At 66.0% G+C, this 22,538-nt stretch carries 20 protein-coding genes; 13 read left to right on the plus strand and 7 right to left on the minus strand.

Annotation, left to right across the window (positions count from 1 at the left end):
* Together Mth01_RS26760 and Mth01_RS26765 are read left to right on the plus strand one after the other, a co-directional pair.
* Window positions 1–422, plus strand: a 422-nt coding sequence (locus Mth01_RS26760; RefSeq protein WP_204018733.1) for a hypothetical protein, incomplete at its 5' end; no start/stop codon positions are given.
* Window positions 419–685, plus strand: a complete 267-nt coding sequence (locus Mth01_RS26765) for a hypothetical protein (RefSeq protein ID WP_204018734.1) — start codon at window positions 419–421, stop codon at window positions 683–685. The genes Mth01_RS26760 and Mth01_RS26765, both read left to right, overlap by 4 nt.
* A 495-nt stretch (window positions 686–1,180) precedes the next feature.
* On the opposite strand, the gene Mth01_RS26770 is transcribed toward Mth01_RS26765, so the two are convergent.
* Together Mth01_RS26770 and Mth01_RS26775 are read right to left on the minus strand one after the other, a co-directional pair.
* On the minus strand, window positions 1,181–2,428 hold the full coding sequence (locus Mth01_RS26770) for a helix-turn-helix domain-containing protein (protein WP_204018735.1): 1,248 nt from the start codon (window positions 2,426–2,428) through the stop codon (window positions 1,181–1,183).
* Window positions 2,415–2,744, minus strand: a complete 330-nt coding sequence (locus Mth01_RS26775) for a putative quinol monooxygenase (RefSeq protein WP_204018736.1) — start codon at window positions 2,742–2,744, stop codon at window positions 2,415–2,417. Before Mth01_RS26775 ends, Mth01_RS26770 begins: the two co-directional genes overlap by 14 nt.
* 188 nt (window positions 2,745–2,932) lie before the next feature.
* Between Mth01_RS26775 and Mth01_RS26780 the strand changes: the two genes are divergently transcribed.
* The 4 genes from Mth01_RS26780 (at window position 2,933) to Mth01_RS26795 (ending at window position 6,682) form a co-directional block, all read left to right on the plus strand.
* A complete protein-coding gene (locus Mth01_RS26780) occupies window positions 2,933–3,838 on the plus strand; it encodes a phosphotransferase (protein WP_204018737.1) in 906 nt (301 codons plus the stop codon).
* A gap of 49 nt (window positions 3,839–3,887) precedes the next feature.
* Window positions 3,888–4,763 (plus strand): nucleotidyltransferase domain-containing protein, encoded by an 876-nt coding sequence (locus Mth01_RS26785; protein WP_239090037.1) that lies wholly within the window; start codon window positions 3,888–3,890, stop codon window positions 4,761–4,763.
* Between the two features lie 113 nt (window positions 4,764–4,876).
* Complete coding sequence (locus Mth01_RS26790; protein ID WP_204018738.1) at window positions 4,877–5,551, plus strand: histidine phosphatase family protein; 675 nt, start codon at window positions 4,877–4,879, stop codon at window positions 5,549–5,551.
* A 9-nt stretch (window positions 5,552–5,560) separates the two neighbouring features.
* Window positions 5,561–6,682, plus strand: a complete 1,122-nt coding sequence (locus tag Mth01_RS26795; RefSeq protein ID WP_204018739.1) for a hypothetical protein — start codon at window positions 5,561–5,563, stop codon at window positions 6,680–6,682.
* 94 nt (window positions 6,683–6,776) lie between these two features.
* On the opposite strand, the gene Mth01_RS26800 is transcribed toward Mth01_RS26795, so the two are convergent.
* Window positions 6,777–7,190, minus strand: a complete 414-nt coding sequence (locus tag Mth01_RS26800; RefSeq protein ID WP_204018740.1) for a thioredoxin domain-containing protein — start codon at window positions 7,188–7,190, stop codon at window positions 6,777–6,779.
* Window positions 7,191–7,525: 335 nt separating this feature from the next.
* On the opposite strand from Mth01_RS26800, the gene Mth01_RS26805 reads away from it, so the two are divergent.
* Window positions 7,526–8,470, plus strand: a complete 945-nt coding sequence (locus Mth01_RS26805) for a TIGR01777 family oxidoreductase (protein ID WP_204018741.1) — start codon at window positions 7,526–7,528, stop codon at window positions 8,468–8,470.
* A gap of 5 nt (window positions 8,471–8,475) precedes the next feature.
* Here Mth01_RS26805 and Mth01_RS26810 read toward each other — a convergent pair whose 3' ends face one another.
* Window positions 8,476–13,947 (minus strand): DUF3320 domain-containing protein, encoded by a 5,472-nt coding sequence (locus Mth01_RS26810; RefSeq protein ID WP_239090038.1) that lies wholly within the window; start codon window positions 13,945–13,947, stop codon window positions 8,476–8,478.
* 931 nt (window positions 13,948–14,878) lie between these two features.
* Here Mth01_RS26810 and Mth01_RS26815 point away from each other — a divergent pair.
* From Mth01_RS26815 to Mth01_RS26835, 5 genes are all read left to right on the plus strand, one after another.
* Window positions 14,879–15,661: a hypothetical protein gene (locus tag Mth01_RS26815; RefSeq protein WP_204018743.1), complete on the plus strand. Its 783-nt coding sequence runs from the start codon at window positions 14,879–14,881 to the stop codon at window positions 15,659–15,661.
* A 452-nt stretch (window positions 15,662–16,113) separates the two neighbouring features.
* The gene (locus Mth01_RS26820) at window positions 16,114–16,767 is read left to right on the plus strand and encodes a hypothetical protein (RefSeq protein ID WP_204018744.1); all 654 of its coding nucleotides are present in this window, start codon (window positions 16,114–16,116) and stop codon (window positions 16,765–16,767) included.
* A 400-nt stretch (window positions 16,768–17,167) separates the two neighbouring features.
* Window positions 17,168–18,001, plus strand: a complete 834-nt coding sequence (locus Mth01_RS26825; RefSeq protein WP_204018745.1) for a CPBP family intramembrane glutamic endopeptidase — start codon at window positions 17,168–17,170, stop codon at window positions 17,999–18,001.
* On the plus strand, window positions 17,998–19,152 hold the full coding sequence (locus Mth01_RS26830; RefSeq protein WP_204018746.1) for a sensor histidine kinase: 1,155 nt from the start codon (window positions 17,998–18,000) through the stop codon (window positions 19,150–19,152). Before Mth01_RS26825 ends, Mth01_RS26830 begins: the two co-directional genes overlap by 4 nt.
* Window positions 19,149–19,808, plus strand: a complete 660-nt coding sequence (locus Mth01_RS26835) for a response regulator (protein WP_204018747.1) — start codon at window positions 19,149–19,151, stop codon at window positions 19,806–19,808. Before Mth01_RS26830 ends, Mth01_RS26835 begins: the two co-directional genes overlap by 4 nt.
* Window positions 19,809–19,910: 102 nt before the next feature.
* On the opposite strand, the gene Mth01_RS26840 is transcribed toward Mth01_RS26835, so the two are convergent.
* The 3 genes from Mth01_RS26840 to Mth01_RS26850 all read right to left on the minus strand — a co-directional run bounded on the left by Mth01_RS26840 (window position 19,911) and on the right by Mth01_RS26850 (window position 21,943).
* Entirely contained in the window at window positions 19,911–20,780 is an 870-nt protein-coding gene (locus Mth01_RS26840; protein WP_204018748.1) for a phosphotransferase, read from the minus strand.
* A gap of 7 nt (window positions 20,781–20,787) precedes the next feature.
* Window positions 20,788–21,048: a hypothetical protein gene (locus Mth01_RS26845; protein ID WP_204018749.1), complete on the minus strand. Its 261-nt coding sequence runs from the start codon at window positions 21,046–21,048 to the stop codon at window positions 20,788–20,790.
* A 139-nt stretch (window positions 21,049–21,187) separates the two neighbouring features.
* Window positions 21,188–21,943 carry a GntR family transcriptional regulator gene (locus tag Mth01_RS26850; RefSeq protein ID WP_204018750.1) on the minus strand — a complete coding sequence of 252 codons (756 nt, stop codon included), beginning with the start codon at window positions 21,941–21,943 and terminating at the stop codon, window positions 21,188–21,190.
* A gap of 106 nt (window positions 21,944–22,049) precedes the next feature.
* Here Mth01_RS26850 and Mth01_RS26855 point away from each other — a divergent pair, with 106 nt between their 5' ends.
* Window positions 22,050–22,448: a hypothetical protein gene (locus Mth01_RS26855; protein ID WP_204018751.1), complete on the plus strand. Its 399-nt coding sequence runs from the start codon at window positions 22,050–22,052 to the stop codon at window positions 22,446–22,448.
* The last annotated feature ends 90 nt before the right edge of the window (window positions 22,449–22,538 follow it).

Raw genomic sequence — 22,538 nt, forward strand, 5'->3', positions numbered from 1 at the left:
TCGAGATGGATGATGACCGGGCGGAAAACCGTCCCGCCGGCGCGCTGTCCATAGACGATGTCACCATTCGGCTAAACTCGACCGATGCCTGGATTGTCGCCGCTGCGAACATCGCGATGGTGCAGAGCAGCGAGGATTGGCACGTCGCCGAGGTGGCGTTGGAATGGTGGGATGAGGAACCCCCCGCCGACCCTGGGGAATGGACCAAGACGGTAACCGTGGAGATGTTCTCCAGTTCGGGCGTCCTGCGCCTGGTTCAGACGCTGGGCGGCCAGTCGAGCAAGTCGCTCGATTTCAAGAACCAGGCCGCGACTTGGTCTGTCCGTGCGAGCGTGCGGCCGGGGCCAGGCTGGCGCAAGTCAGGGGCCAGAGCACCACGAGGAGTCGAGGCCTACCGGTTCCAGTTCTGGCGTGCGTCTTGAACGTCGCTCTGAGCGGCTACACCAGAGGCGGTACAGGCGATGCGGTATGGCCTTTCTTCTGGCAGCTCTACGCCGTGCCGGCGATGCTCGGCTCGACGGCGATGGCCGTGCTGTACGCCCTGGACGTACGGGGATTCATCGCCACCCTGTCCGCGGCCGTGCTCGCCTTCGCCTTCCGCATCCTCGCCATGCGGTACGGCTGGCGCGCACCCCTGGCCAGAGGCATCAGCGGCCCGAGGCGACTCCCCGCACCTCCGCCCTGAACCCGTCATGGGCGAACGGACCCGGCATGTGAGGAGTCGCACGGGGTAGGTGAGTCAAGCATGTCCGACAAAAGCGACGTGGCCGTCGACCTGGTCGACGAGACGCCCTACCGGTGGTGAATCGAGCGGCAGGGGGCGATGCGCGTCCCCAGGGTGGTCTTCGCGTCCCGGGCGCTGCTGCCCGACCCGTCGGAAGACCAGGCACTGGCCCAGGTGGCGGCGTCGGCTGCGGCCACGCCTGCCCGCGTTGATGGACGCGCTGGGCGCGGCGATCCCTCCGCAGCATGAGCCATGGCGCGGTGTGGCGGCTGCACGTCGGCAGGATCTTTCTGATCAAGGCGTGGTGTGACGGAGGATGCGGCGGAGGGCCGTGGACGGCCTGCTCGCCGAGGGCTGGCGATTCTCTCCCCGCTTTGACCGCCAGAATCAGAGGCCAGCCGCCAGGGACATGACCACCGGAGAGTTGGCCACGAGGACACCTGTGCGGGTCCGTGGTCATGGCAGGGCTTCAGCCCGCTCTGCCAGGGCCTTCAGCTCCGAGTCGGCCGCGTGGCCCCCGAGAAGCACGAGTTCCCTGATCGCGTTCCGCGCGGCGCCATGCGTGTGGATCAACTCCGGGGCCATTGCCTCAGCTTCGAGTAGGCAAGCGAGGGCTTCGCCACTCTGACGCCGTTGCGCATAGGCCCGTCCCATGTCCATGGCCAGTCGTGCTCGCCGCTCGACGGACAAGCCCGACGCGTCGATCCCCTGGCCGATCTCGATGGCCTCGCCCGCGTCGCCAAGATCCACGGCGATGGACACGGCCTGAATCTCGGTGTTGGTCGGCCCGAACTCAAGGTTGAAGTCATTTCGGTCGGCTGCGACCCGTCTCGCGACCTCGCGGGCACAACCAATCTCCGCACGCGCTTCGGCGCGGTTACCGGCTCGGGCATGCACAAGCGCCAGGACCAAGTGCAGGGAACCCAAGAGCGACAGTGCCTCAGCACCGGCGCTGACGCTGCCGTAGGTGTGCTCGCGCAAGGCGTTTACCGCTGTGCTCGCCGCGTGTTCTGCCTGGTCCAGATGGCGTAATCGCACAAAGGCATGCGCGAGGCGGAAGATACTCGCGAAAACCTGCAAGGGCTGGCCAGACTGCTCTGCTGCCTGAATGGCACGGTCCGCGGCCACCCAGGCAGCATCGGGCTCACCCTGGCGGACGAATGCGGCCGCCAGTGCCTGGTACGTCCGGCTCAAGAGTAAAAAGAGTTCACGGCGCTCTTCGGCAGGTGCGGTGCGCACCGCTCGTTCAAGGCGCGGAACCAAAGGTCCGAGGGCGGCGCTCAGCTCGGCGAACCGGTTCGCATGCGTCAGCTCCCACACCCGGTCAACGACAGCTCGCAGTTCCGGAAGGTTGGCAGAGCTGCCCGCCGCCAGGTCGGCCAGAAGCACCTCGGGCGCCGGATGCCCGGAGATCACGAGCCGAGCCTGGTCCAGGTCATTCGAATGTTCCACCCGCTCCGGCTGGGGCGTGGGCGTCTCCACCGGCACGTCTGGCCGCAACATCTGGAGCGAGACGCCCAGCCCGTCCGCCAGCAATCTCAGCACATCGAGGCGGTTGACCGGCTGAACGCCGCGCTCAACCTGGGACAGCCAACTCGACGTGCGGCCGATCGCCAACGCCAACTCGTCCTGCTTCATGCCGCGTTGCTTGCGTAGCTCAGCGACTCGGCTACCGAACGCCTTGCGCTCCTCAAGGGTGCTCACACGGCACCGGCCCCTTCCCGGTCTCAACCGCGAGGAAGGTGACCTGAAGCCCACTGAGGTACTGCTCCCGCTCGGCCAAGAAGCGCTTGGTGTGCGGCTGCTGCTCGTGAGCGTCGAAGGCCGCACGATCGACGTACAGCTCATAGAACACCCGGACGTTCGGCTCCTCCGGCACGGAGTGCACAACATAGGCGAGCGTGCCCGATTCAAGCTCCCGGATCTCTGGAAGCGTGCGAGCCACTAGCCCATCGAACCCGGCTACTGCAGTTTGGTCGCGCAGCTCAAAACGGACAATCAGCCCAAAACCACCGCTCATCGGGACCTCCGCTCAGAGTCGCATTCAGCTTCGCAGAAACACAGAAACACTGCTACTCACAGAATCTTTTAATCATAGTTTTCCTGCGGTATGGTCGTAGTAATATTGCTACTCAGGACTCCCGGGGGGGTACGCCCGCGAGAGACTCACCGGCACCGCGCGCATCAGCGGTGCGGAAGGATGGACGAATGCGCGACTGGGAATTCGTCAAGGCCAGAACCGCCACCCAGGGCGCGGTGTGGAAGTCCGCAGACGGCCTGCTCTACAAGCGGACCGGTGGAGTTGACCTACGCGAGGAGATCAACTTTCAGCGGTTGGTCGACAGCCTCGGCTACCCGGTCCCGGAGATCGTCGACAGCGGGTCCGAGAACGGCGGCTACTACGTCGTCGAGCGCTCCCTCGGCAACACCTCGCTACACGAGGAAGCACTCACCGATGCCCGGCAGGATGGACAGGTCAGCCACCGAGTGATCGCTGCTGCAGCGACCGTTTCTTCAAAGCTTCTCCAGGCCCAGGTCTGCCACCCGGTGCCCGCCGCCTCGCCCTGGTTCGAGAAGGCCGCGTTCGCCAAGAATGTCTTCGAGGAGAACCCAGAGTTCGACACTCTCCGAGTGCACAACACGATCAGGCGCGCTCTCGACCGACTAGCCCAGCTTCCGCTGGTCCGAGGCCACTTGGACTACGGCCTGCCCAACGTTTTGGGCACTGGAATCATCGACTGGCAGCACCACGGCCCCATCCCTCTCGGCTACGACGTCTACCCCGCCCTCGACATCGTGCCCTTCAAGGGCGGCGGCAAGGGCTACACCATCAGCCACGAGCAACGTTCCGCCTACACCGCCGCACTCGACGAGACCACCGCTTCCCTGATCGGTCAGCGGGTGAGCGAGCATCTGGGCGACTTCCTGCTCGTCAAGTGCTTCTTCTTCCTCGCCCTCATGCGCCCGACCGACCCTGCTCGGCACGACAAGCACATCAAGTGGCAGTACCGCCGCGCCCTCTTCACGATGGGACTTGATCAGTATGAGTCGTCCAACACGATCGATACCGGCGCCTTCCCCACTCTGGAGCGGTTCACCGCTGAATACCGGTAGACCGGTACCCGCCGTCCGCGACCGCGACTACCTGATGGACCACCATGGAGTGGTTTTCAAGGTCATCGGCGACAGTCACCCCGGTAGCCACTACCTCGGCTACGTCAAGTACCACCCTGATGAGAAGGGCGACCGGCGGCTGTTCGGTCAGACCTACCGGCAGAACAGTGTCGTGTCGAAGTCCTTCGGCATCCTGGCCGGGCGGCCGGAGTGCTACGTCTACTCAGAGACCCTCGGCTGCGTCATCACCGGCATCCCGCGCGAGGATGTCGCCGTCCACTACTCCTGCCGTCAGGCTCTCATAGCCATCCACGAGGATCCCGGCGCCATCGCCGACAACCCCGTGGGCGAGGACCTTCTGGCGATCTCCGAGTGGATCAGTTCGAACGGCGCTCAGGGACTGATCGGGATCACAGGATCGTTCCTGGTCGGCTGCTTCAACGAACGCTCCGACATCGACCTCGTTTGCTATGGCCCAGAAGGCTACGAGGCCGCCAGCAAGCTGTTCAAGCAGACGGAGTTGATCCGACCGTATGACGGAGACGACCTGACGCGGCTGTACCTCCGACGGGTCAAGTACATGGAGGGCAGTTCGTTCGACGCCCTCATCAAGCAGGAACGCCGAAAGCGGCAAGGCTTGACCGCGAAGGTCGGCGCACACATCAACTGCGAGCCCATCCGCTCGGACCGTGACAAGACCTTCGCTCGTATCTCCTCCAAGGAGATCGGAGAGGTTTCGGTCCTAGCAAAGATCACCGACCACACTGAGGGACTCACCACTCCGGCGGTCTACGGGATCAAGGTCAAGACCATCCTCAGCTCGACGATTGACGAGCCCGACTCATTCGCCCGCAGGATCACGCACATGCGCTCATACCTCGGTGCCTACACGGGGGCTTTCCGATCCGGAGACACGTGCATCTGACCGGAAAGCTCGTCCACACCCAGGACGGCAAGCGCAGCGGCTTCGGCATCGAGCTCACGCCGTGGACCGCCAGCGGTTCGTACGTCGCCAACCTGGCCGGATAGAGCCGCACCATGACCTTGCTCATCATCCGCCACGCCGAGTCCATCGAGAACGCCGACAAGTACAAGGGCTTCTACCAGGACCCGCGCCCCTACAACGGGGTCGCCGCCCACCGCATCTCCCGCAGCGTGATCGGCCTGACCCCGCGTGGTTTTCGCCAGGCACAGTGGCTCGCTGAGGTGCTCCCGGAGATCGTCGGCACCGAGCCTCACATCTACACCTCGACCTACCGCAGGGCGATCGACACCGCAGCGATCGCCCTGCCCAACCCTCCCATTGGATGGCCTCGGCAAACCACGCTCCTCGACGAACAGCACTACGGCGACGCCACCTACATGACCAAGCGCGAACTGTTCGAGACGTATCCCGATCTCGCCGAGGATCGCCGAATACGCAAGCACATCTGGACCGCACCTGGCGGGGGCGAATCGCTCGCCGAGGGCGTTCGCAAACGGGCAGCCGAGTTCGCCGCGCTGGCCCAGGTCGAACTCCAGGCCTCGTACACGGTTATCGCCTTTACGCACCAGACCGCCGCCGTGGCACTCCGCTCCCTGTTCGAAGGCCGGGCACTGCCCGAGATCCTCGCCAAGGAACGGAAGGAGAAAATGCCGAACGCCGCGATCCTCCACTACAAGCTGCGAGACGGCCGGATCACCCGGACGGCAACGACTATCCCGCCGATCTAGGAGGAACCCGTGCGATACCTGTTCCTCAACGGCCCCGTCCAGAACGGGCCGTTCACCTTCGCCAGCCAGCCTGGCAAGGCCGTCGGCATCAGGCTCGCCGACGCCTTGAACGCAATCATCGGCGTGCCGTCCGCCCCCCATCTGTGGAACACGGTCACCCTCGCGGGAGACCTGCGCCACCGCGAAACGCGCGAGAGGCAGATCTCCCGCAAGGCGTTCGAGGCTGAGCTCATAGCAGGCAAGTACCCGTCTCAGCGGCTACCGGCGGCAGGCATCATGACCGATGCCGACGCAGAAGTAGCGACCCTCGCGCTTGAGATGATCGAGAAAAATCTTCGCGCCGGCACCCTGATAATCAGCCAAGAGACCGCCCCCACATGCCAGACCTGCGGGCACATGAGCGGCAGCGGCAGTCACCGGTGCAACGCCTGCGGCAGCGCGGATATCCAGGACTGCAGGCGACCCCACCTCGTCGCCTCGCTGGCGAAAGACCGCTCCGTCCTCGACCGCTCAGACATTCATGCCAACCACCATCAACAACCCAGACATCTACAGAACACTGCGAGCAACGTTCCTCAGCGGCTGATCCTCTCTCGAACCCGTGACCACGGAGTTGATCTCTCTCCCTTCGGGCTGAACGATCTCGTCCTCGACCCTCGTGCCGGCATCCACGTCACCGTCCTCGCAGCTGCGCGGAGGCTTCAGGCGGATAAAGCCGTCATGACCATCACTCAGAACGCGGCCAACCACATCGCGGCCCACGGCCAGCACTTCCGCGAACACCTCGGCGTCCGGCTCCAGTACGCGCTGCATGGGCATCTCCCCTACGACCAGACGACGGCCCTCAATGCGGCATATGCGAGGTGCGGAGCCACAGCGACGATGAGGGAGATGTTCGAGACGTGGTTTCTCCCGCTCTACTCCCTGAGGAGCAAGAACAGGACAGACCCCCGACAACTTCCCCCGCTCTTCAAGCACTTCCGACGAGCCGCCATGGCCATGCTGGCGACTCCGGACATGCGCACCATCCAAGCGGTACGGCAGGCGGTATTCGACGGCAACACCGACTGGATCACCAGCAAGCCCCGCCTCGCCGCTGTGATGGCCGCGCAATTCGGTTCACTCACCTGAGGGGGCATCCCCTAACACGCTGCCGAGTTGCGCGGCCGGCTCGTGGACGACGGGACGCGTGTTGACACGACAGGGCCGATGAGGCTGTGACAGGTCACCCTAGCTGCCGGCGCACCCACCCGGGATCAGGATTGACGTACGACCGGCCTGCCTGCACCATGGTCGGCACCGTCTCGTCGCCGCCGGTGACTGCCCGCACCGCGGCCGCACCGGCCGGGTCGCGCCAGATGTCGACCCAGTACGCTCGGCGGGCGTCACGGCCCAGCCGGATCCGCAGCCGCAGGCAGTACCGACAGCCCGCTCGCCAGTAGATGATCGGACGGCCATCGGCCGCGCTGCGCCGTCGTGCCTCTTCCGCACCGATCGACCTCGGGAACACCAGCGGCGACAGCAGCCCGGCGAGTACGGCGAACACCACCAGCAGTACGGCCGCGGCCACAGGGGACCCGGCGGCGACCTGCCGGGCCGCCACAGCCAGCCCGCACACGAGGAAAGGGATCGCCAACATCCACCTGCGCATCATCATGGCGAACGCTATCCGCGCTCGACCCGATGATCAAGATTCTGAGCATCCGAGAGAGCACCGTCGCGCCGGCCTGGCGAGACGCCGACAATCGCGCCCACCTCCACACCATCGGGCGCCTGGGTAGTCCATCCCGATCGCAAAGACCTCTGAAAGACCACATTTGGCGACTTCGGCATCGTGCGGCTCCACTTCGACGAAGCAGCTGAAATGGTTACGATCTACAACCTGGTCTGGGCCGACTAGTCCACCGGAATCTTCGTCCCGGACGCGTTCAACTCGCGGGGCTAGGCTCGTCCCACATACCGGGGGGAAGCCTGATGAAGATAGTGATACCCGGAGGGACCGGGCAGGTAGGCACGATCCTGAATCGCGCGCTGACCGCCGCAGGCCATGACGTCGTAGTCCTGACCAGACGGCCGGCGCGCGACCGTGAAGTTCGCTGGGACGGCGAGACCCTGGGCCCCTGGGCGGAGGAGATCGACGGCGGCGACATCGTGATCAACCTGGCCGGACGCAGTGTCAACTGCCGCTACACCCCAAGCAACCTGCGGGCCATGATGGATTCGCGCGTGCACTCCGCCCGGGTCGTGGGTGAGGCGATCGCAGCCGCCGTACGGCCTCCCCGAGTCTGGTTGCAGATGAGCACCGCCACTGTCTACGCCCACCGCTTCGACGCGCCCAACGACGAGGCGACCGGCGTGCTCGGCGGCACCGAATCCGGCGTCCCGGGCTACTGGGCCTACAGCGTCGAGATCGCGAAAGCGTGGGAGCGGGCGCAGGAGCAAGCCGAAACCCCGCACACGCGCAAGGTCGCCATGCGCGCCGCCATGGTGATGAGCCCCGACCGCGGCGGCGTCTTCGACGTCTTGCTGCGCCTGACGCGACTCGGCCTCGGCGGCCCGGTCGCCGGCGGCGCGCAGTACGTGTCCTGGATCCACGACCGCGATTTCGTCCGCGCCGTCGAGTTCCTGGCCGACCGGGACGACCTGGCCGGGCCGGTGAACCTCGCCGCGCCCGTTCCTTTGCCCCAGCGCACGTTCATGCGCGTGCTGCGCACCGCGTGGGGTGTCCCGGTGGGCCTGCCCACAACGAAGTGGATGGCCGAGCTTGGCGCGTTCGCGCTGCGCTCGGACACCGAACTCCTGCTGAAAAGCCGTCGGGTCGTCCCCAGCCGCCTACTCGAAGCGGGCTTCGCCTTCGACCACGCCCAGTGGCCAGAGGCCGCCGACGACCTCGTACGACGCGTGCGCGGCCCCGCGTAACCACATCACTTGATGATCACGGTGATCCGGTCCAGGTCACCGGAGATGCGTCCCTTCTTGCTCAGGTTCTGAAGATCCCGCCGCAGTGTCGATGTGATCTCAGCTCCCCTGCGCCGCCAGCCGAAGAATCGCGAAACTTCGGCGATCAGTTCGCTTTCACTGATCCCGGGGGCCTCACCGACGATCGCGAGAATGGCCACCTCGCGCTCCGCGGGGGCGATGTGCATGATCTTTCGCTCAGCTCCGTTGCCGGGGGAACGAGCAATGACCTGACCGTATGAGCGAAAGACGAAGTCACCGATCACCATAACCTCTTTGCGCCTCTTCATCTTGTCCAGCACGTCCTCCAGGTTGGCCTGGATGCGCCCGCCGATACGCCCTACCCCCCAGGCGTCCCTCGCTCGCAGGAATAGTTGATCGCGGTGAATTGGAGCCTCGACGTCCACGATCCTGCTGAACAGGCTCCGTATCTGCGTCTGCGCCTCGGGGAGATTCATGTCGGGAAGATCTCCCGGGGAGAGTCGGACAGTGGCCTTCCGGTATGGGGTTGACCAGGCTCGCTCGGTATTTTCCTTCACAACCTCCATCTCCACCTTCGGCTCTGCCTTGGAACGCGCGACATGTTCCGAGGGGATGGCCAAGTTTTCGGGATCAGGGGCAGCAACCGTGGCACCGACCTTGTCCACCGCTGCCTCGATGGCGGTGCGAAGACGCTGCTCCGCCTCCGGCCTGTTCCAGTACCAGTGGGAACCCCAGATTCTGTGAAGCTCCCAGCCCAGCCCACGAAGGACCTGATCCCGCAGTCGATCACGGTCTCGGGCTACTGGGGAGGAGTGGTACATCGGGCCGTCGCATTCGATGCCGATGGCGTAACGCCCGGGCATCTCGGGGTGACGGATGCCCAGATCGATCCGGTAGCCGGCGACGCCGACCTGTGGGACGACGTCATAGCCCCACCCTCGCAACACTGCGGCGACCGACTCCTCGAACTCGCTCTCGCAGTCCGCCTCCTCTGTCACAACCTGGTGGGCGAGGATGGCGGGCCCCCGCTCGGCGTATTCGAGGTAGCGCTTGAAGTGTTGGTAGCTGATGTTGTCGCTGTCGGGGATGCTATCGGCAGTGAACGACGCCACGAGATCCACTCGATAACGAGCACGGGTGATGGCGACATTGAGCCGGCGCCAACCGCCAGCCTTGTTGAGCGGCCCGAAGTTCCTGCTGAGCTTGCCATGCTGGTCGGGGCCGTAACCGACGGAAAGAATGATGACGTCACGCTCATCACCCTGGACGGTCTCGAGGTTCTTCACGAAGAAGCCGTCCAGGCGGTCCTCGACAAAGAACCGACCCAGGTCGGGCCGGCCCGTGCGAGCCAGTTCCACAGCCTCTTCGATGGCCCGTGCCTGCGGCTCGGACATCGCCACCACTCCCAGGCTTTGTTCGGGGTGCGTGGTGAAGTGATCGATGACGAGTTTCGCGACCGCGTCTGCCTCGATCCGGTTGTCACGCCCGACTCCCCGGCTGTAAACGCCGTCGACCTTGTGGAACCTCACTCCGACGCCCGGACCGCTCTCGAACGCACCCGGGAAGGTGACCAGGCCACGCTCGTAGAACTCGTGATTGCTGAAGGCGATCAGGTGTTCGTGGCGGCTCCGGTAGTGCCAGCGCAGCGGCAGGCTGCGGATCACACCGCTGGCTTTGCACAGGTCGAGCAACGAATCGAAGGAGTCGGGCGCCTCTTCGTCATATTCGTCGTCCTCCTCATCCGAACTACCGAAGAAGTTCGTGGGAGGCATCTGCTTCTGGTCACCGGCGACAATGAGGGAACGCCCCCGATAAATGCAGTTGACGGCGTCGTGCGGACGGACCTGGGATGCCTCATCGAAGATGACCACATCGAACTGGAAGTCCGGAGGCAGGAACTGGCTCACGGTGAGCGGGCTCATCATGAAGCACGGCTTGATCAGATGGACCGTCTCTGCCGCATCGGACAACAACTTGCGGACGGGCCTGTGACGGGTCTTCTTCTCCGCCTCGCGGTTGATGACGGCCGCGGGCCCGAGCATGGTTCTCGGCCGTCGCGCGTTGCAGGCTTTGATCACACGGGCATATGCGCTGACGACCAGTTCCTTGTCGAGCTCACGGAACTCCTCCACCAGTGCGTCGCGCTGTACGGCCATGCTCACCGCAAGGCGGGGATCAGCGACGAGGTGACATTCGACCCACGCCTGAAGCACGGCGCGCTCCACCAACCGTCCGAACCGGCTACCCGGTACGTCTTGTGCTGCGGCACGGCCGATGAGGTCGTCGAGGTGGTGTTCGGCCAGCGCCTCACGTGCCTGCTTAAGGGAGCGCCACTCCTCAGGTCCGCTGCCGTCCGCCTTCATCCTGGCGATCAGTTCGGCGGCCTCCCCGAAAGAACCCGTCAGCGTGGCACGCAGCGTCTCACGTTGTTCTTCGCCCCAGAACGTGACCATGTTCCCGACGGAGTCGACCCAGGACCGATAGCACTCTGCGAGATCGGGGTCCGGGGTCGCCTTGAGAAGGGACTCGGCACTCTCGACGGGCATGCCGGTCGGAACCATCTTCCTGGCATCGCCGACCCACTTCACCGCGGCGTCGATCACGGGCTGGTCCGTACATTCTGCCTGATAGAGCAGTCCCAACAGCGCCTGGTCCGCCACCTGGCGCCCTTCGAACACCGCACGCTCCCGGCGGGCCTCCTGGACCAACGCGATCGCGTGACGTGCTCGCGCCGCCGTCAACGGAGCACTCTGGGAGACCATGTCCACGGCTCGCGTCATGTCGGCCGTAGCCCTCAGGACAGGTATATGTACCTCATACCATTCGGCCGCCTCGACCAAGGTCGCCTGTGCCAGTGCCGGACGGCCACCGGGGTGGGGAGCGGGAACGAGCGAGGCCCGCCAACGACTGAGATCTTGCCGGATGACCGCCGCGGTCTCGATGGCGATGGAGCTCGGCATGCCATTACGGGCCACCTGGGCGGCCAAGAGCTCGTTGTTCCGTATGGCCCCTGCCGCCGCGTCGATTTGCTCGGCCAGCGACAGAGCCGTGCGAATGTTGTTGAAGTCCGTCTTCTCTCCTGCCCAGAATCCTCCGAGGCGCCCGGCATGTTCTCGCGCTGCGGCGTGGAACCGCTCGTCCGCCTGTCGCCAGGCGACGGCCTCGGGGAGACGCTCCGCGATGGCCTTGCTCCAGGCGCTGGCATGGGTCAGTTCGGCGAGTGTCTTCTTATCTCGCCGGTAGGCGGCCGAGAGCTTTGAAAAGACGTGATAATCCTCGGCGAAGCGCTGTGCGAGGACCAGCAGGTCGGGAGATGTCCGAATGTTCTCGTTGAACAGGTCGTTTGCTTGGCCGCGTGCCCGGTTCAGCTCCGTGAGCGCATTCTCCAGCTCCTGAGCGGCATGCCGTGCCGCATCACGGAGCTGGGCGTCCAGCCAGTCTGCTTCCGGCTTCGGTTCTGCCCCGGAGAACCCGACCAGCTCGCACAGGTTCACGGCCTCGTTGAAGTCTCTCGGGTCCGGTACGCCGTACATGGCGGCGATATCGGCAAGAGATGTCCGGTGCCTACGCAGCATGGCCGCGATCGCAGCGAAGTCCTGCGCCGTCTTCGTGGCCTGCTGGGCGGTCAGCGCGGCCACCTCGACGCCTGGAACGGAACGATTGGTCAACGCCAGCTCGTCCACGGGGACGTGAGCGGCCAGTTCGCGCGGGAGCGACCCCCAGGAACGGCCGATCTCCCGCTCGGCGGACTGCTCCACGGCGATCAGTTGGTCCCTCCGCGCCTCAAAGTCGGACAGCCTGGTGAGGATCGGCGTCAGGTCAGGCTCGCTCAGCCAGTGAGGGGGCACCGTCGGCCGGGAAGCCGTGAGGTCCAACAAGGAGATCAACTTCGGGACGGCGGGAAGGTCATCGAGCCCCAGCGGAAGCGCCAACTCCCCATGACGTTCAATTGCTCGGCGAAGGAGATCCGTCTTCTCGGCCACACGATCCAAGCTGGGACGCAGAGACTCCACCCTCTCCAGCCCCCGCCACAGGAAGGCATCCCCCTCCTCGACCGGACGCCAAGCACGAGACACCTCGCGGGCGGCAGCGAGAATCTCGTCACAATGCCCCGAGGTAAGCTCCTTGGCCTGGAAACGACGGTCGGGAACCAGAGACACCACATCGTTGAGGCCGTTCAGCCGACCGATGACTCCGAAGAGGGTGCGTCCCAGCGGCTCACGTACCTCGTTCATCGCTTCCGCGTATTTGGAGAGCCCCAGGCGCAGGCTCCGCGCCCGGCCCCGTGCCGGCGCGGTGATCCGGGCGCGAGGTTGCTCGTTGAGTGCTCGGCCCAATTCCTGAGCGACATGCTTACGGCTGGTGTGGTGGGAGTGGAGTGGTAACAGGAATGGCTCCAGGCCGGCGCCGGCCAGCCGATTGCGGACCACATCCAGCGCCGCGGCCTTCTCGCTGACGAACAAGACTGTCCGGCCGGCGTGCAACAGAACGGCGATCATGTTGGCGATCGTCTGGCTCTTACCCGTACCAGGGGGTCCGTCCATCACGAAGGTACGCCCCTGCACGGCCGCGGCCAGACATTGTCGCTGTGAGGAATCGGCGTCGAGCACCAACGGGACGTCTTCGGGTGGCTGGACCCGGTCCAACTCCCGCTCAGGCACCGGAGCGAAGTCCAGCCCGGAGAGATCGCTCTCGGCGTCTGGACCCAGGCCGACGGCGTGCACCAGAGGGTTGGCGAGGATGCGCTCCTCGTTGTCCAGGAGATCGCGGTACATCGTCTCCTTGTGCGACTGGAAGGTGGCCAGCACCACACGCTCGCTCACGGCCCAACCCCGCTGGCCGGCGACCGCACGCCGTACCACGGCGAGCGTCGATGGGAGATCTTCCATCTGGTCGGCGGAGGGCCACTCGACGCCGAGCCGTTCCATCTTGACGGCGATGGCGGGGTTCGGCGTGACCTCCTCGTCGCCCACCTCCAGTAGATGAAATCCGTTGGTCTTGTGTTCGAGTGCGACAGGGACCAGGAGAAGCGGCGCCGAGCAGACCTTCGCGCCTCCGTCCTCACTCCAGTCGAGGAAGCCGACGCCCAGTCGGAGAACCCACAGGCCAGTGTCGGAGAAGACCTGCTTCGAGTCGCGGAGCAGCTTGCGAAGGGCGCTGTCGAGCGAGCTCCGCGTGCCCTTCTGAGTGAATATCTCTCCAGAACACGCCGTAGCCGCCGGGGCGATCGCCTTCGGTTCGCCCTGCTCGTCATCCTCGGCGGCCTCATCGAGGTCAGCGAAACGTAAGCCCTTCGCAAGCCCAGCGAGCAGTTGGGCCGCCTCAGGAGAGGTGATCTCAAGAGTCGCCGAACGGGAGTGTTTGAAGCTGAGCAGTCGGTTCTTGCCGCTGAGATCGATCAGCGAGTCACGCCATCTCTTGAGAGCCAGTTTCAGTCGATCGTCAGAAGATTTCATCAGAATCACTCACCACGATGATGGGAACTTTAGGGGAAATACGCCGAGAACTCATTTAATGCGAAGTTATGGAAAGATTGCTGCCGAGTCGACCGGTTTGACCCATCGCGACGAACATAAGTGGTCTGACCTCTCGAAATAAGATAGCCACTCAACGCACCAGGGGCAGATAGGGCGATGGCGACCGATATGCTCACCATCCTCGTCATTCGCGGCCATAGTCCAATAGCGCCCACTCTCGCCAGAACACGCCAGGGCATCGACGCCCCGCAGGACACTTGGGTTAAAAGCAAGTCTAGTTTCGACCACCTCAACATGGCCGCCGAAAGCCAAAGGATCATTAGTGGGAAATTTTAAAATAGGTGAAGAAATCGGGACGAGATAGTGCGTAATCCCGAATGCAGCAGTACCCGGCAAGGGCACCCCGCCCCGGTGGGCCATCAGGGTTCCAGGCCCCCGATCTCCTTGAGCAGCACCGACCTGGAGTCACCCGGGGAGTGCCGGCCGAGGGTGACGGCCATCTGGTTGAGCATGATCTCGATCGGAACGTCGTACACCGCCCGCATCTTCTGGAACGGTCCCGTAGAGCTGCCTAAATGAGTAATCTCCCGTCATGGGCTTCTCCTTTAAAGTCGCGCCAGGCGTCCGGATTCGCGCGTCCAGCCGCGGGCTGCGAGCAAGCGTGGGACCACGAGCGGCGCGGGTGCACTTCGGGGCGGGCAGGACCGGCTTCTCCACAGGAGCAGGACCGATCGGTTTTTACACCTCGCTGGGAGGAGGACGATCCTCCGGGTCTTCGTCCCGCTCAGTCGCCTCATACCAACGGCAGCTGAGAGCCGCGGAAAAGGCAGAGCAGGCACGGGCTCTCGCCGACGCGTACGAGGCGATCAACAACATCCACCGTGAAGAGTTTCGCCGGGCTACGGCGCCGATGGCCCCCCAGCCCAATGGACCGGACGAAGCCCAGATCCGCAAACGACACGAGAGCAAGGCGCTCGAGGGCATCGGCATTTTCAGGAGAAGGGAACGGGCCCGGGCCAGGGAGACCGCCCGCGTATGGGCGGAGCAGGAAATCGCTCACGTCCGGCAGCAGTTGGCCGATCAGCGGATGCAGTGGCAGTCCGCGCTGGACGAGCGATGGCGACAGCTCTGTTCGAACCAGCCGGACGTCGTACTGGAAACCCTCGCTGAGGCCTTCGACGATAACGAAGCACCGGCCGCCGCGGTCGGGGTGACGGGCGGAGAGGTCGCCTTGGCCGTCCTCGTGCCGGGCACCGATGCCGTCCCCAGCCGCTACCCCAGCCTCACCGAGGCGGGGAACGTCAGCCTGCGCCAGACGCCCAAGAAGCTTGCCGCGGCGTTCTACGCCCAGATGGTCTGCGGGTACGCACTGGTGACGATACGTGAGGCATTCGCCGTCGCGCCCGCGCTCTCCTCGGCCCGCATCGTCGCCGTCCGCCTCTCGGAACCGGACGCGTACGGACAGTCCCGCCTGGAGTGCATGCTCGCATCGAGGATCACCAGGGCGGCACTTGACGGCGTGAAGTGGGCGGACGCGGATGCCGCGACGGTTATCAACGACGTGTCGTCGGAACTGCTCGTCAGTCAGAAGGGGGCGGCCAAGAACATGTTCCCCCTGGACCTCACGAGAGAGCCGGAACTCGCGGCGCTCGTCGCGTCGATTGATCCCAGCGATCTTCATACCGACGGCTGACCCGCCACCAGGGCGCCCTCGTCGTCCATCCCTGCTGGTCGCGGGCTGGAGCCAAGTGGGCGGCCCCGGTGGCCGTGGCGGACCCCGGATCGGAGCCATAAGGAGCATTGTGTGGAGATTATCCACATAGAGGCAGGAGAGCACCAAGAGGTCCTATATCCGAGGTTTGATGTGGATAGTGACACAGTGGACGAATAGGTGCATAATCGTCACACTTCATCGGCGATCTCCGGCGCGAAAGTCAGGACCTCGTGAACGGCTCCCTCTACGAGCGCTGTCTCGGCTCCCTGATGCGGCAGGAGCACCGCCGTAACACGCGGATGGAACGTGACAGGAGGGAGGCGCCCGGGCTGCATCGACAGTCGCGGCCAAAGCGCCCTCTCCCCGATCGGGACAGGACCGCACGGCCGCGTGGTAGACACACTGCCAGCTGATCGATCCGGAGAGGTCGCATGCGCATCCCCCCACGCCCCGGTCCGGGATGGGCGTTCAACGCGCCGCCTGGCTGGCCCCCGACTCCCAAGGGCTGGGAGCCCGACGAAGGCTGGGGCGGCCCTGACCCTGACTGGCCGGAGCCGCCACCGTACTGGAACTGGTGGGCCCGCGACGAGGCCGACCCGGATCCGGCCACGGAACAGGCGACCACCTCACACTCCCCGGCGGGATCACCCACGGATGCGTCCTCGTCGACAGTGCCGGAGATATGGAAGTACCTGCTGGTGGGCACAGGTGCGCTGGCGACCTTGGTCGCCCTCGCCTTCGCCGCGACGAGCGAGTCGAACCCGGTGGAGCCGGGCTCGACGAGCGTGTCGGAGCAGGAGGCCAGGCCGAACCCCGACGCCACCGTGGTCATGGACAAGAAATTCGAGCCGGCGACCACCAAAACCGAGATCGTCTGGGTGGATGGGGACTGCGTCGTGCTCTCAAGTTGGGGAAACTGCTACCAGCGCAACCGCAGGGCGGTACATCAACGGGTACCGGTCCCCGAACGGTACATCCTTGTGATCCAGCAGCGCGGGAAACCAAGGCGACTCCAGGTTGACGCGTTCTCCTACGAGAGGTGCGCACCGGGTGACGAGTGGCCGCTGTGCCGGGACCAAGATTGATCTACGCAGAGCCCTCCGCCGACGCGCGGTGTGACGGAGGATGCGGGCGGAGGCGGCGGAGGCGGCGGAGGCGGTCAGCTGGACCACCGCGGGTTCGTAGGCGATCTCCCCTCGGGGACACCTACTCGAGCCCCGGTGGCGGTGACAGGTCACCGTAGCTGTCGACGCCCCCACCCGATATCGGGGCTGACGTATGGCTGGCCTGCCAGCACCACGGTCGGGCACCGGGCGCGCCGCCGAGCTGCGCGGGCGGCTCGTGAACGAGCTCCGCGGCGTACTTGTCCCCCGTGCGAGCTACCCGCGAATGTCCACTGCGCGGTGACGATTCCAGGCCGTCGAATCCCTAGCGTTCTCGACGTAGCCGCGGTGCTCTGTCGCGGAATCTCGCAAAGGAGTCGTCATGCGACTGTTGAAGCAACTCGTGGCCGTCGCGGCGGTCGCCTTCGTCGGCAGCATGGGCGTGGGTGCGGTGCAGGAGAACACGTTCCTCACCCTGGTCCTCGGTGTCGCGACAGCCGTGCTCTCTGTGTTCGTGTACGCCTGGGTGGTGCGGTGGTCCGAGCGCCGCGCGCCGGTGGAGGTGGCCGCGAGAAGCGCCGCCGCCGGTGTGGGCCGTGGGCTGCTGATCGGTGTCGGGATGTTCACGGCCGTCATCGTGAACCTCGCCTTCCTGGGCTACTACCGGGTCGACGGCCTCGGCTCGGTGTCGGGTGCGATCGGGCTGCTCGGCGTCATGGCCGCCGCCGCCGTGACCGAGGAGCTGATCTTCCGCGGCGTCCTGTTCCGGATCGTCGAGGAATGGGCCGGCACGTGGATCGCACTGGTGCTGACCGGCCTGGTGTTCGGCCTGATGCACCTGGCCAACCAGCACGCCACTCTGTGGGGCGCGATCGCCATCGCGATCGAGGCAGGCGGCATGCTCGGCGCCGCCTACGTCGCCACCCGCAACCTGTGGCTGCCGATCGGCCTGCACTTCGGCTGGAACTTCGCCGCGGCCGGCGTCTTCAGCACCGAGGTCTCCGGCAACGGCGCGACGCAGGGGCTGCTGCACGGCGTGACCTCAGGCCCGGCCCTGCTCACCGGCGGCGACTTCGGCCCGGAGGCGAGCCCGTACGCGATCGTGTTCGGCCTGCTGCTGACGATCGTGTTCCTGCGGCTGGCCCGCCGGCGCGGCAACCTGGTCCCCCGGCGGCGCGGCGCCCGGGCCGACGCGACCGCTACGCTCACCCAGTGATCGACTTTCGGCGAGTCCCGGATCTGTGGCGGCGGTCTGACGTCGCGGTCCGGGATTTCCCGTTCGCGCTGCTGCTGGCCGTCGCATCGCTCCTGCCGGCGTTGCGCGGCCACGGGACGCAGCTCGGCGACCTGCCGGCCCGCCCTTTCGACGCGCTGGCCGTCCTGGCCATCGCCCTCGAGTGTCTCCCCCTCGCCGTCCGCCGGCGGTGGCCGGCCATCTGTCTCGTCCTGGTGTCACTCGGCTTCGCCCTCGACCAGCTCCGCGCCTACCACACGGTGTCGGGCACCGCACTGCCCATCGCGCTCATCAGCGCGGGCGCCCACCTCGAACGTCACCGGCGCACCGCTGTGGCCCTGCTCTCCGCGGCGTACCTGCCGCTGGCGGTCGCGCTCGACCGGGCCGGCTCGGACGAGGGGCTGGAAGGGTACGTGACGTTCTACCTGGCGCTGGTCCTCGCATGGGGCATCGGGGCATGGCTGCGCTCCACCCGCACCGCCGAGGCCGAACGCCGCCGCCACATCGCCGAGGCCACCCGCGCCGCCGAACGCACCCGCATCGCCCGCGAGCTCCACGACGTCGTGACCCACCACGTCACGGCGATGGTCGTGCAGGCCGAGGCGGCACGCTACCTGACCGCCGCACCCGAACGCCTCGACGCGGCCCTGAACGCCGTCACCGACACCGGCCGGCGGGCCATCACCGACCTGCGGCACCTGCTCGACCTGCTCAACCCCGACCATCACCCCGGCGTCAGGACGCCGTCCGCCGGTGAACTTCAGACACTGGTGGAGCAGACGCGCCGGGCCGGGCAGCCGGTGGAGTTCACCGAGGAGGGCGAGCCGGCGGAGCCGGTCGGCAGCGCCGAGTACGTGGCCTATCGGGTCGTGCAAGAGTCTCTGACAAACGCCCTCAAACACGCCCATGGCAGCCGTACCGTGGTGCGCGTGCGCTACGGCGAGAGGGAGATCTCCGTGGAGGTCGGCACCGATGGTTCCAGCTCAAGGACCGTCTCTCCCGGCGGAAGCGGGCGGGGACTGGCCGGGCTCCGCGAGCGGGTCGACGCCCTGGGCGGCGAGTTGAGCGCGGACCGGCGGGCGGACGGCGGATTCGTCGTACGGGCGCGCATCCCAGCGGGGAGACCGTCGTGAACGCGCCGGTCCGGGTCGTGATCTGCGACGACCAGGCGCTGATCCGCACCGGGTTCGCGACGATCGTCGACGCGCAGCCCGACCTGGAGGTGGTGGGCGAGTGCGGGGACGGCCGCGCCGCGGTCGACCTCGCCCGCCGGCTGAACCCGGACGTGGTGGTGATGGACGTACGGATGCCGGTGCTCGACGGCATCGAGGCGACCCGCCTGCTCGCCGGCGCCGGGGTGGCGCATCCGGTGAAGGTGCTCGTGGTGACGACGTTCAACCTGGACGAGTACGTGTACGAGGCACTGCGCGCGGGAGCGAGCGGGTTCCTGCTCAAGGACGCCCCACCGGCGCAACTCCTGCACGGCATCCGCACCGTCGCGACGGGTGCCGCACTGCTGGCACCCGAGGTCACGCGGCAGCTCGTCGGCAGGTACGCGGCGCGGATCCGTCCCGCCCAGGGCACGCCGGACGACGTCCCGCTGACGCCGCGCGAACTGGAGGTGCTGCGCCTCATCGCCGACGGCCTGTCCAACAGCGAGATCGCCGCGGCGTTGGTGATCAGTCAGGAAACCGTGAAGACGTACGTGTCGCGCATTCTCACCAAGCTCGACCTGCGTGACCGCGTGCAGGCCGTGGTCTACGCCTACCGCAAGGGCCTGGTGGCGTGAAAGGGCGGTTTGCGAGCTATGGCCTATCCGTGGCCAACCGCGTCGCTCGGCGACCCGGACGGCGAGGGGTGCGCTGCTTCCATAAGACCGCGGATCGCGGAGTCACAGTGCATGCCATCTGCGGACGTGGTCTCCTGCCATGAGGGAGGACAGCCGGTTGGACAGCTCCGTACGAGCTGCTGGGTTGTGCTCAGCGCCGCGGATGAAGGCGCTCAGGCTGCGGACCTCACGGATCTCGGCCAGCAGGTCGAGGCCGGAATTCCCGGCCGGGTCGAATCCATAGGCCGTACGGAACTCCCGCCATAGCGAGTGCGGGTAGCCGAAGCGGCGGGGACGCAGGTAGATGGGCATGAAATCGTACTCGGGCGGGCCGACGCCGACGGAGTCCCAGTCGATGAGCACCCACCCGTGAGTGGGATGCGGGAGCAGGTTGTTGGTGTGGGCGTCGCCGTGCACGATCCCCTGCGACAGCGTGGGGGCGAGCCGTACGAAGCCCTCCTCCAGCTCCGCACAGCGCGCGATCAGCCAGCTCCGCTCGCCTTCGGACAGGACGGTGGACGCGCTCGCGTCGGCGGCCGTGTTGCCGACCGGGCGGATGGAGGGCAACGGGAACGGCGGCAGCGGATGCCGGTGCAGCGCACGCAGCAGGCCGGCGAGGTGCGTGACGTCGGCCTGCCGACCGTCGAGAGGCGGCAGATACTCCCAGAAGGTCACGAGGTGGGCGCCGACGACGACGGGCTGGGCCACTTCCAGCGGTCGGAGCGCGGGAAAACCCTGGTCCGCGAGCCAGGCGGCGGTCTGTACGGCGCTGCGCATGCGTTCGAACGCTGCGGCGTTGCGGACGCGGGCGACCGCGTTCTCCCTCGGCAGGTGGTAGATCGCATTGGCGTGGACACGAAGCAGCCGAGCCCCGTCACAGGCGAGCCCCGCCTGTCGGCAGACATCCGCCAACGACTCCACCTCGTCAGCCATGTCCCATTTACCGGAGGCCTCCCCCGGCCTCATCCTTCAGGTCTGGGAAGGCGTGGATAATGATGCGAAGCAGTTCGGCCGCGTGCTCGCGATCAAGTTGGAGAGTCTGGCTTGTCTTCTTCTCAGACTGCCGACTGTCCGATCCATAGGTGCTGAGCTGCAATAAGACGCCCTCGCGCCCACGAATCACCTGATACCCGCACTCCACCTCGGTGGGGTGCGGACCGGAAGTCTTGGTGTCCTTAAAGAACTCTTTGATCTTCGCCATGACGACATTCTGACCCTATGGGAGCAAACCCGCGAGGACAGGTTTCGGACCTACGAGTTATGCCAGGCCAGCGGGCTCTTCTTCGTACGGCGGACCGACCGGTGCCGGAGCGGACAGCAGGCGATGGAACCGAGTCGGGCTAAAGGGGGATGTCGTAGTCCAGCACCGCGCGATCGCCCGGGATCACGATCGGGTCGGCGACCTCGACCACGCGTCCGCCCGCGAGCATACGCCGAGTGATCGAAAACACCGGCACGCCCGGACCGATCCCGAGTGTCTGCGCTTCCTCCCGGGTCGGCATGCGCGTCGCGACCGACTCGGTGATCTCATCTACCTCTAACCCGAGCGTGCGCATCTGCGCGATCGTCCCACCCGGCCATGGCTCGTTGTGCGGGTCCGCGACCGGCGTACCTTCCACGTCGGCGGCCAGCAGGCACGGCCGAGACATCTGCGATGGGATGCCGTTGGCGTAGAACACGAACCGCCGCTCGAGCACCCGTGTCCCTGCTTCTACACCGAAGAGTTCGGCCAGGCGCTCGTCCGCCTCAATCCACTGGTATGCCTTGTCGAGTCGGTACTGCGACCACGTGATCCCCGCATCGTGGGTGAAACTGGTCCGCGGCTCGTCCTGCGGGCCGCGGTCGGCCTGGTAACGCTTGGAACTGATCCGGCGGATCTGCGGCCGATCTCGGACGATGGTCCCGCCGCGACCCGCGCTGTCGACGAGGCCGGCGTTCTTGAGCAGAGCGATGGCCTGTTGGATGACGATCGCGGAGACCTCGTACTGCTCGGCCAAGTCCTTCTGCCTGGGCAGCCTGTCTCCCGGCCGGTAGTGGCCGGCGAGGATCGCCGTCGCGAGTTCATCGGCGATGTGCTGGTAGGCGTGCCCCGACACCGGGCGACCCCTCTCGATTCTTGGCTGAGTTGGTTGACATGCACCATACTCTTTAGCCATTGTCATATATGACAACGGCTTGTCACATGAGAAAAGGTCGAAGTGCATGATCTTCCATGATCCCGGCAATCGGGCGCATCACACCTACGTGTGGCGTGATGAGCAATATCACCTCCTCTCGGACCCCGAACCGCTGGTCGTGCTGATCAGCGACACCGTGAGCAAGGGCGTGCCCTACTCCAGCCTCGCCGAGGCAGAGGAGTCGCTGTGGGAGACGGTGGTCACGACGATCCTGGCCGCCCGCACCTACCTGGACCCGTACGCCGCCTGGCCCGGGGTGGAACTCGCGGTGGTCCCGGACCCGCTTTCAGGCAAGGCCCACCTCGTCGAGCGCGTTCGCGGCCGGTGCCGGGCGTGGTGTGTCAACGGGCCGCCAGTAGCGCTGCTGGCGTTCTACGGGCGACTCCGTCTGCTGCTGCCTGCGGAAGACCGTGAAGCGGCATAGGAGCCCAAGATCCGCGAGACGAAACTTCTACGACACAGAGCAGCCCTTTGCCGAGTACCCAAGCGGGAAGCGCACAGCCCTGACCGCATC

It is taken from the genome of Sphaerimonospora thailandensis (assembly GCF_016863115.1).
Classification (GTDB): domain Bacteria; phylum Actinomycetota; class Actinomycetes; order Streptosporangiales; family Streptosporangiaceae; genus Sphaerimonospora; species Sphaerimonospora cavernae.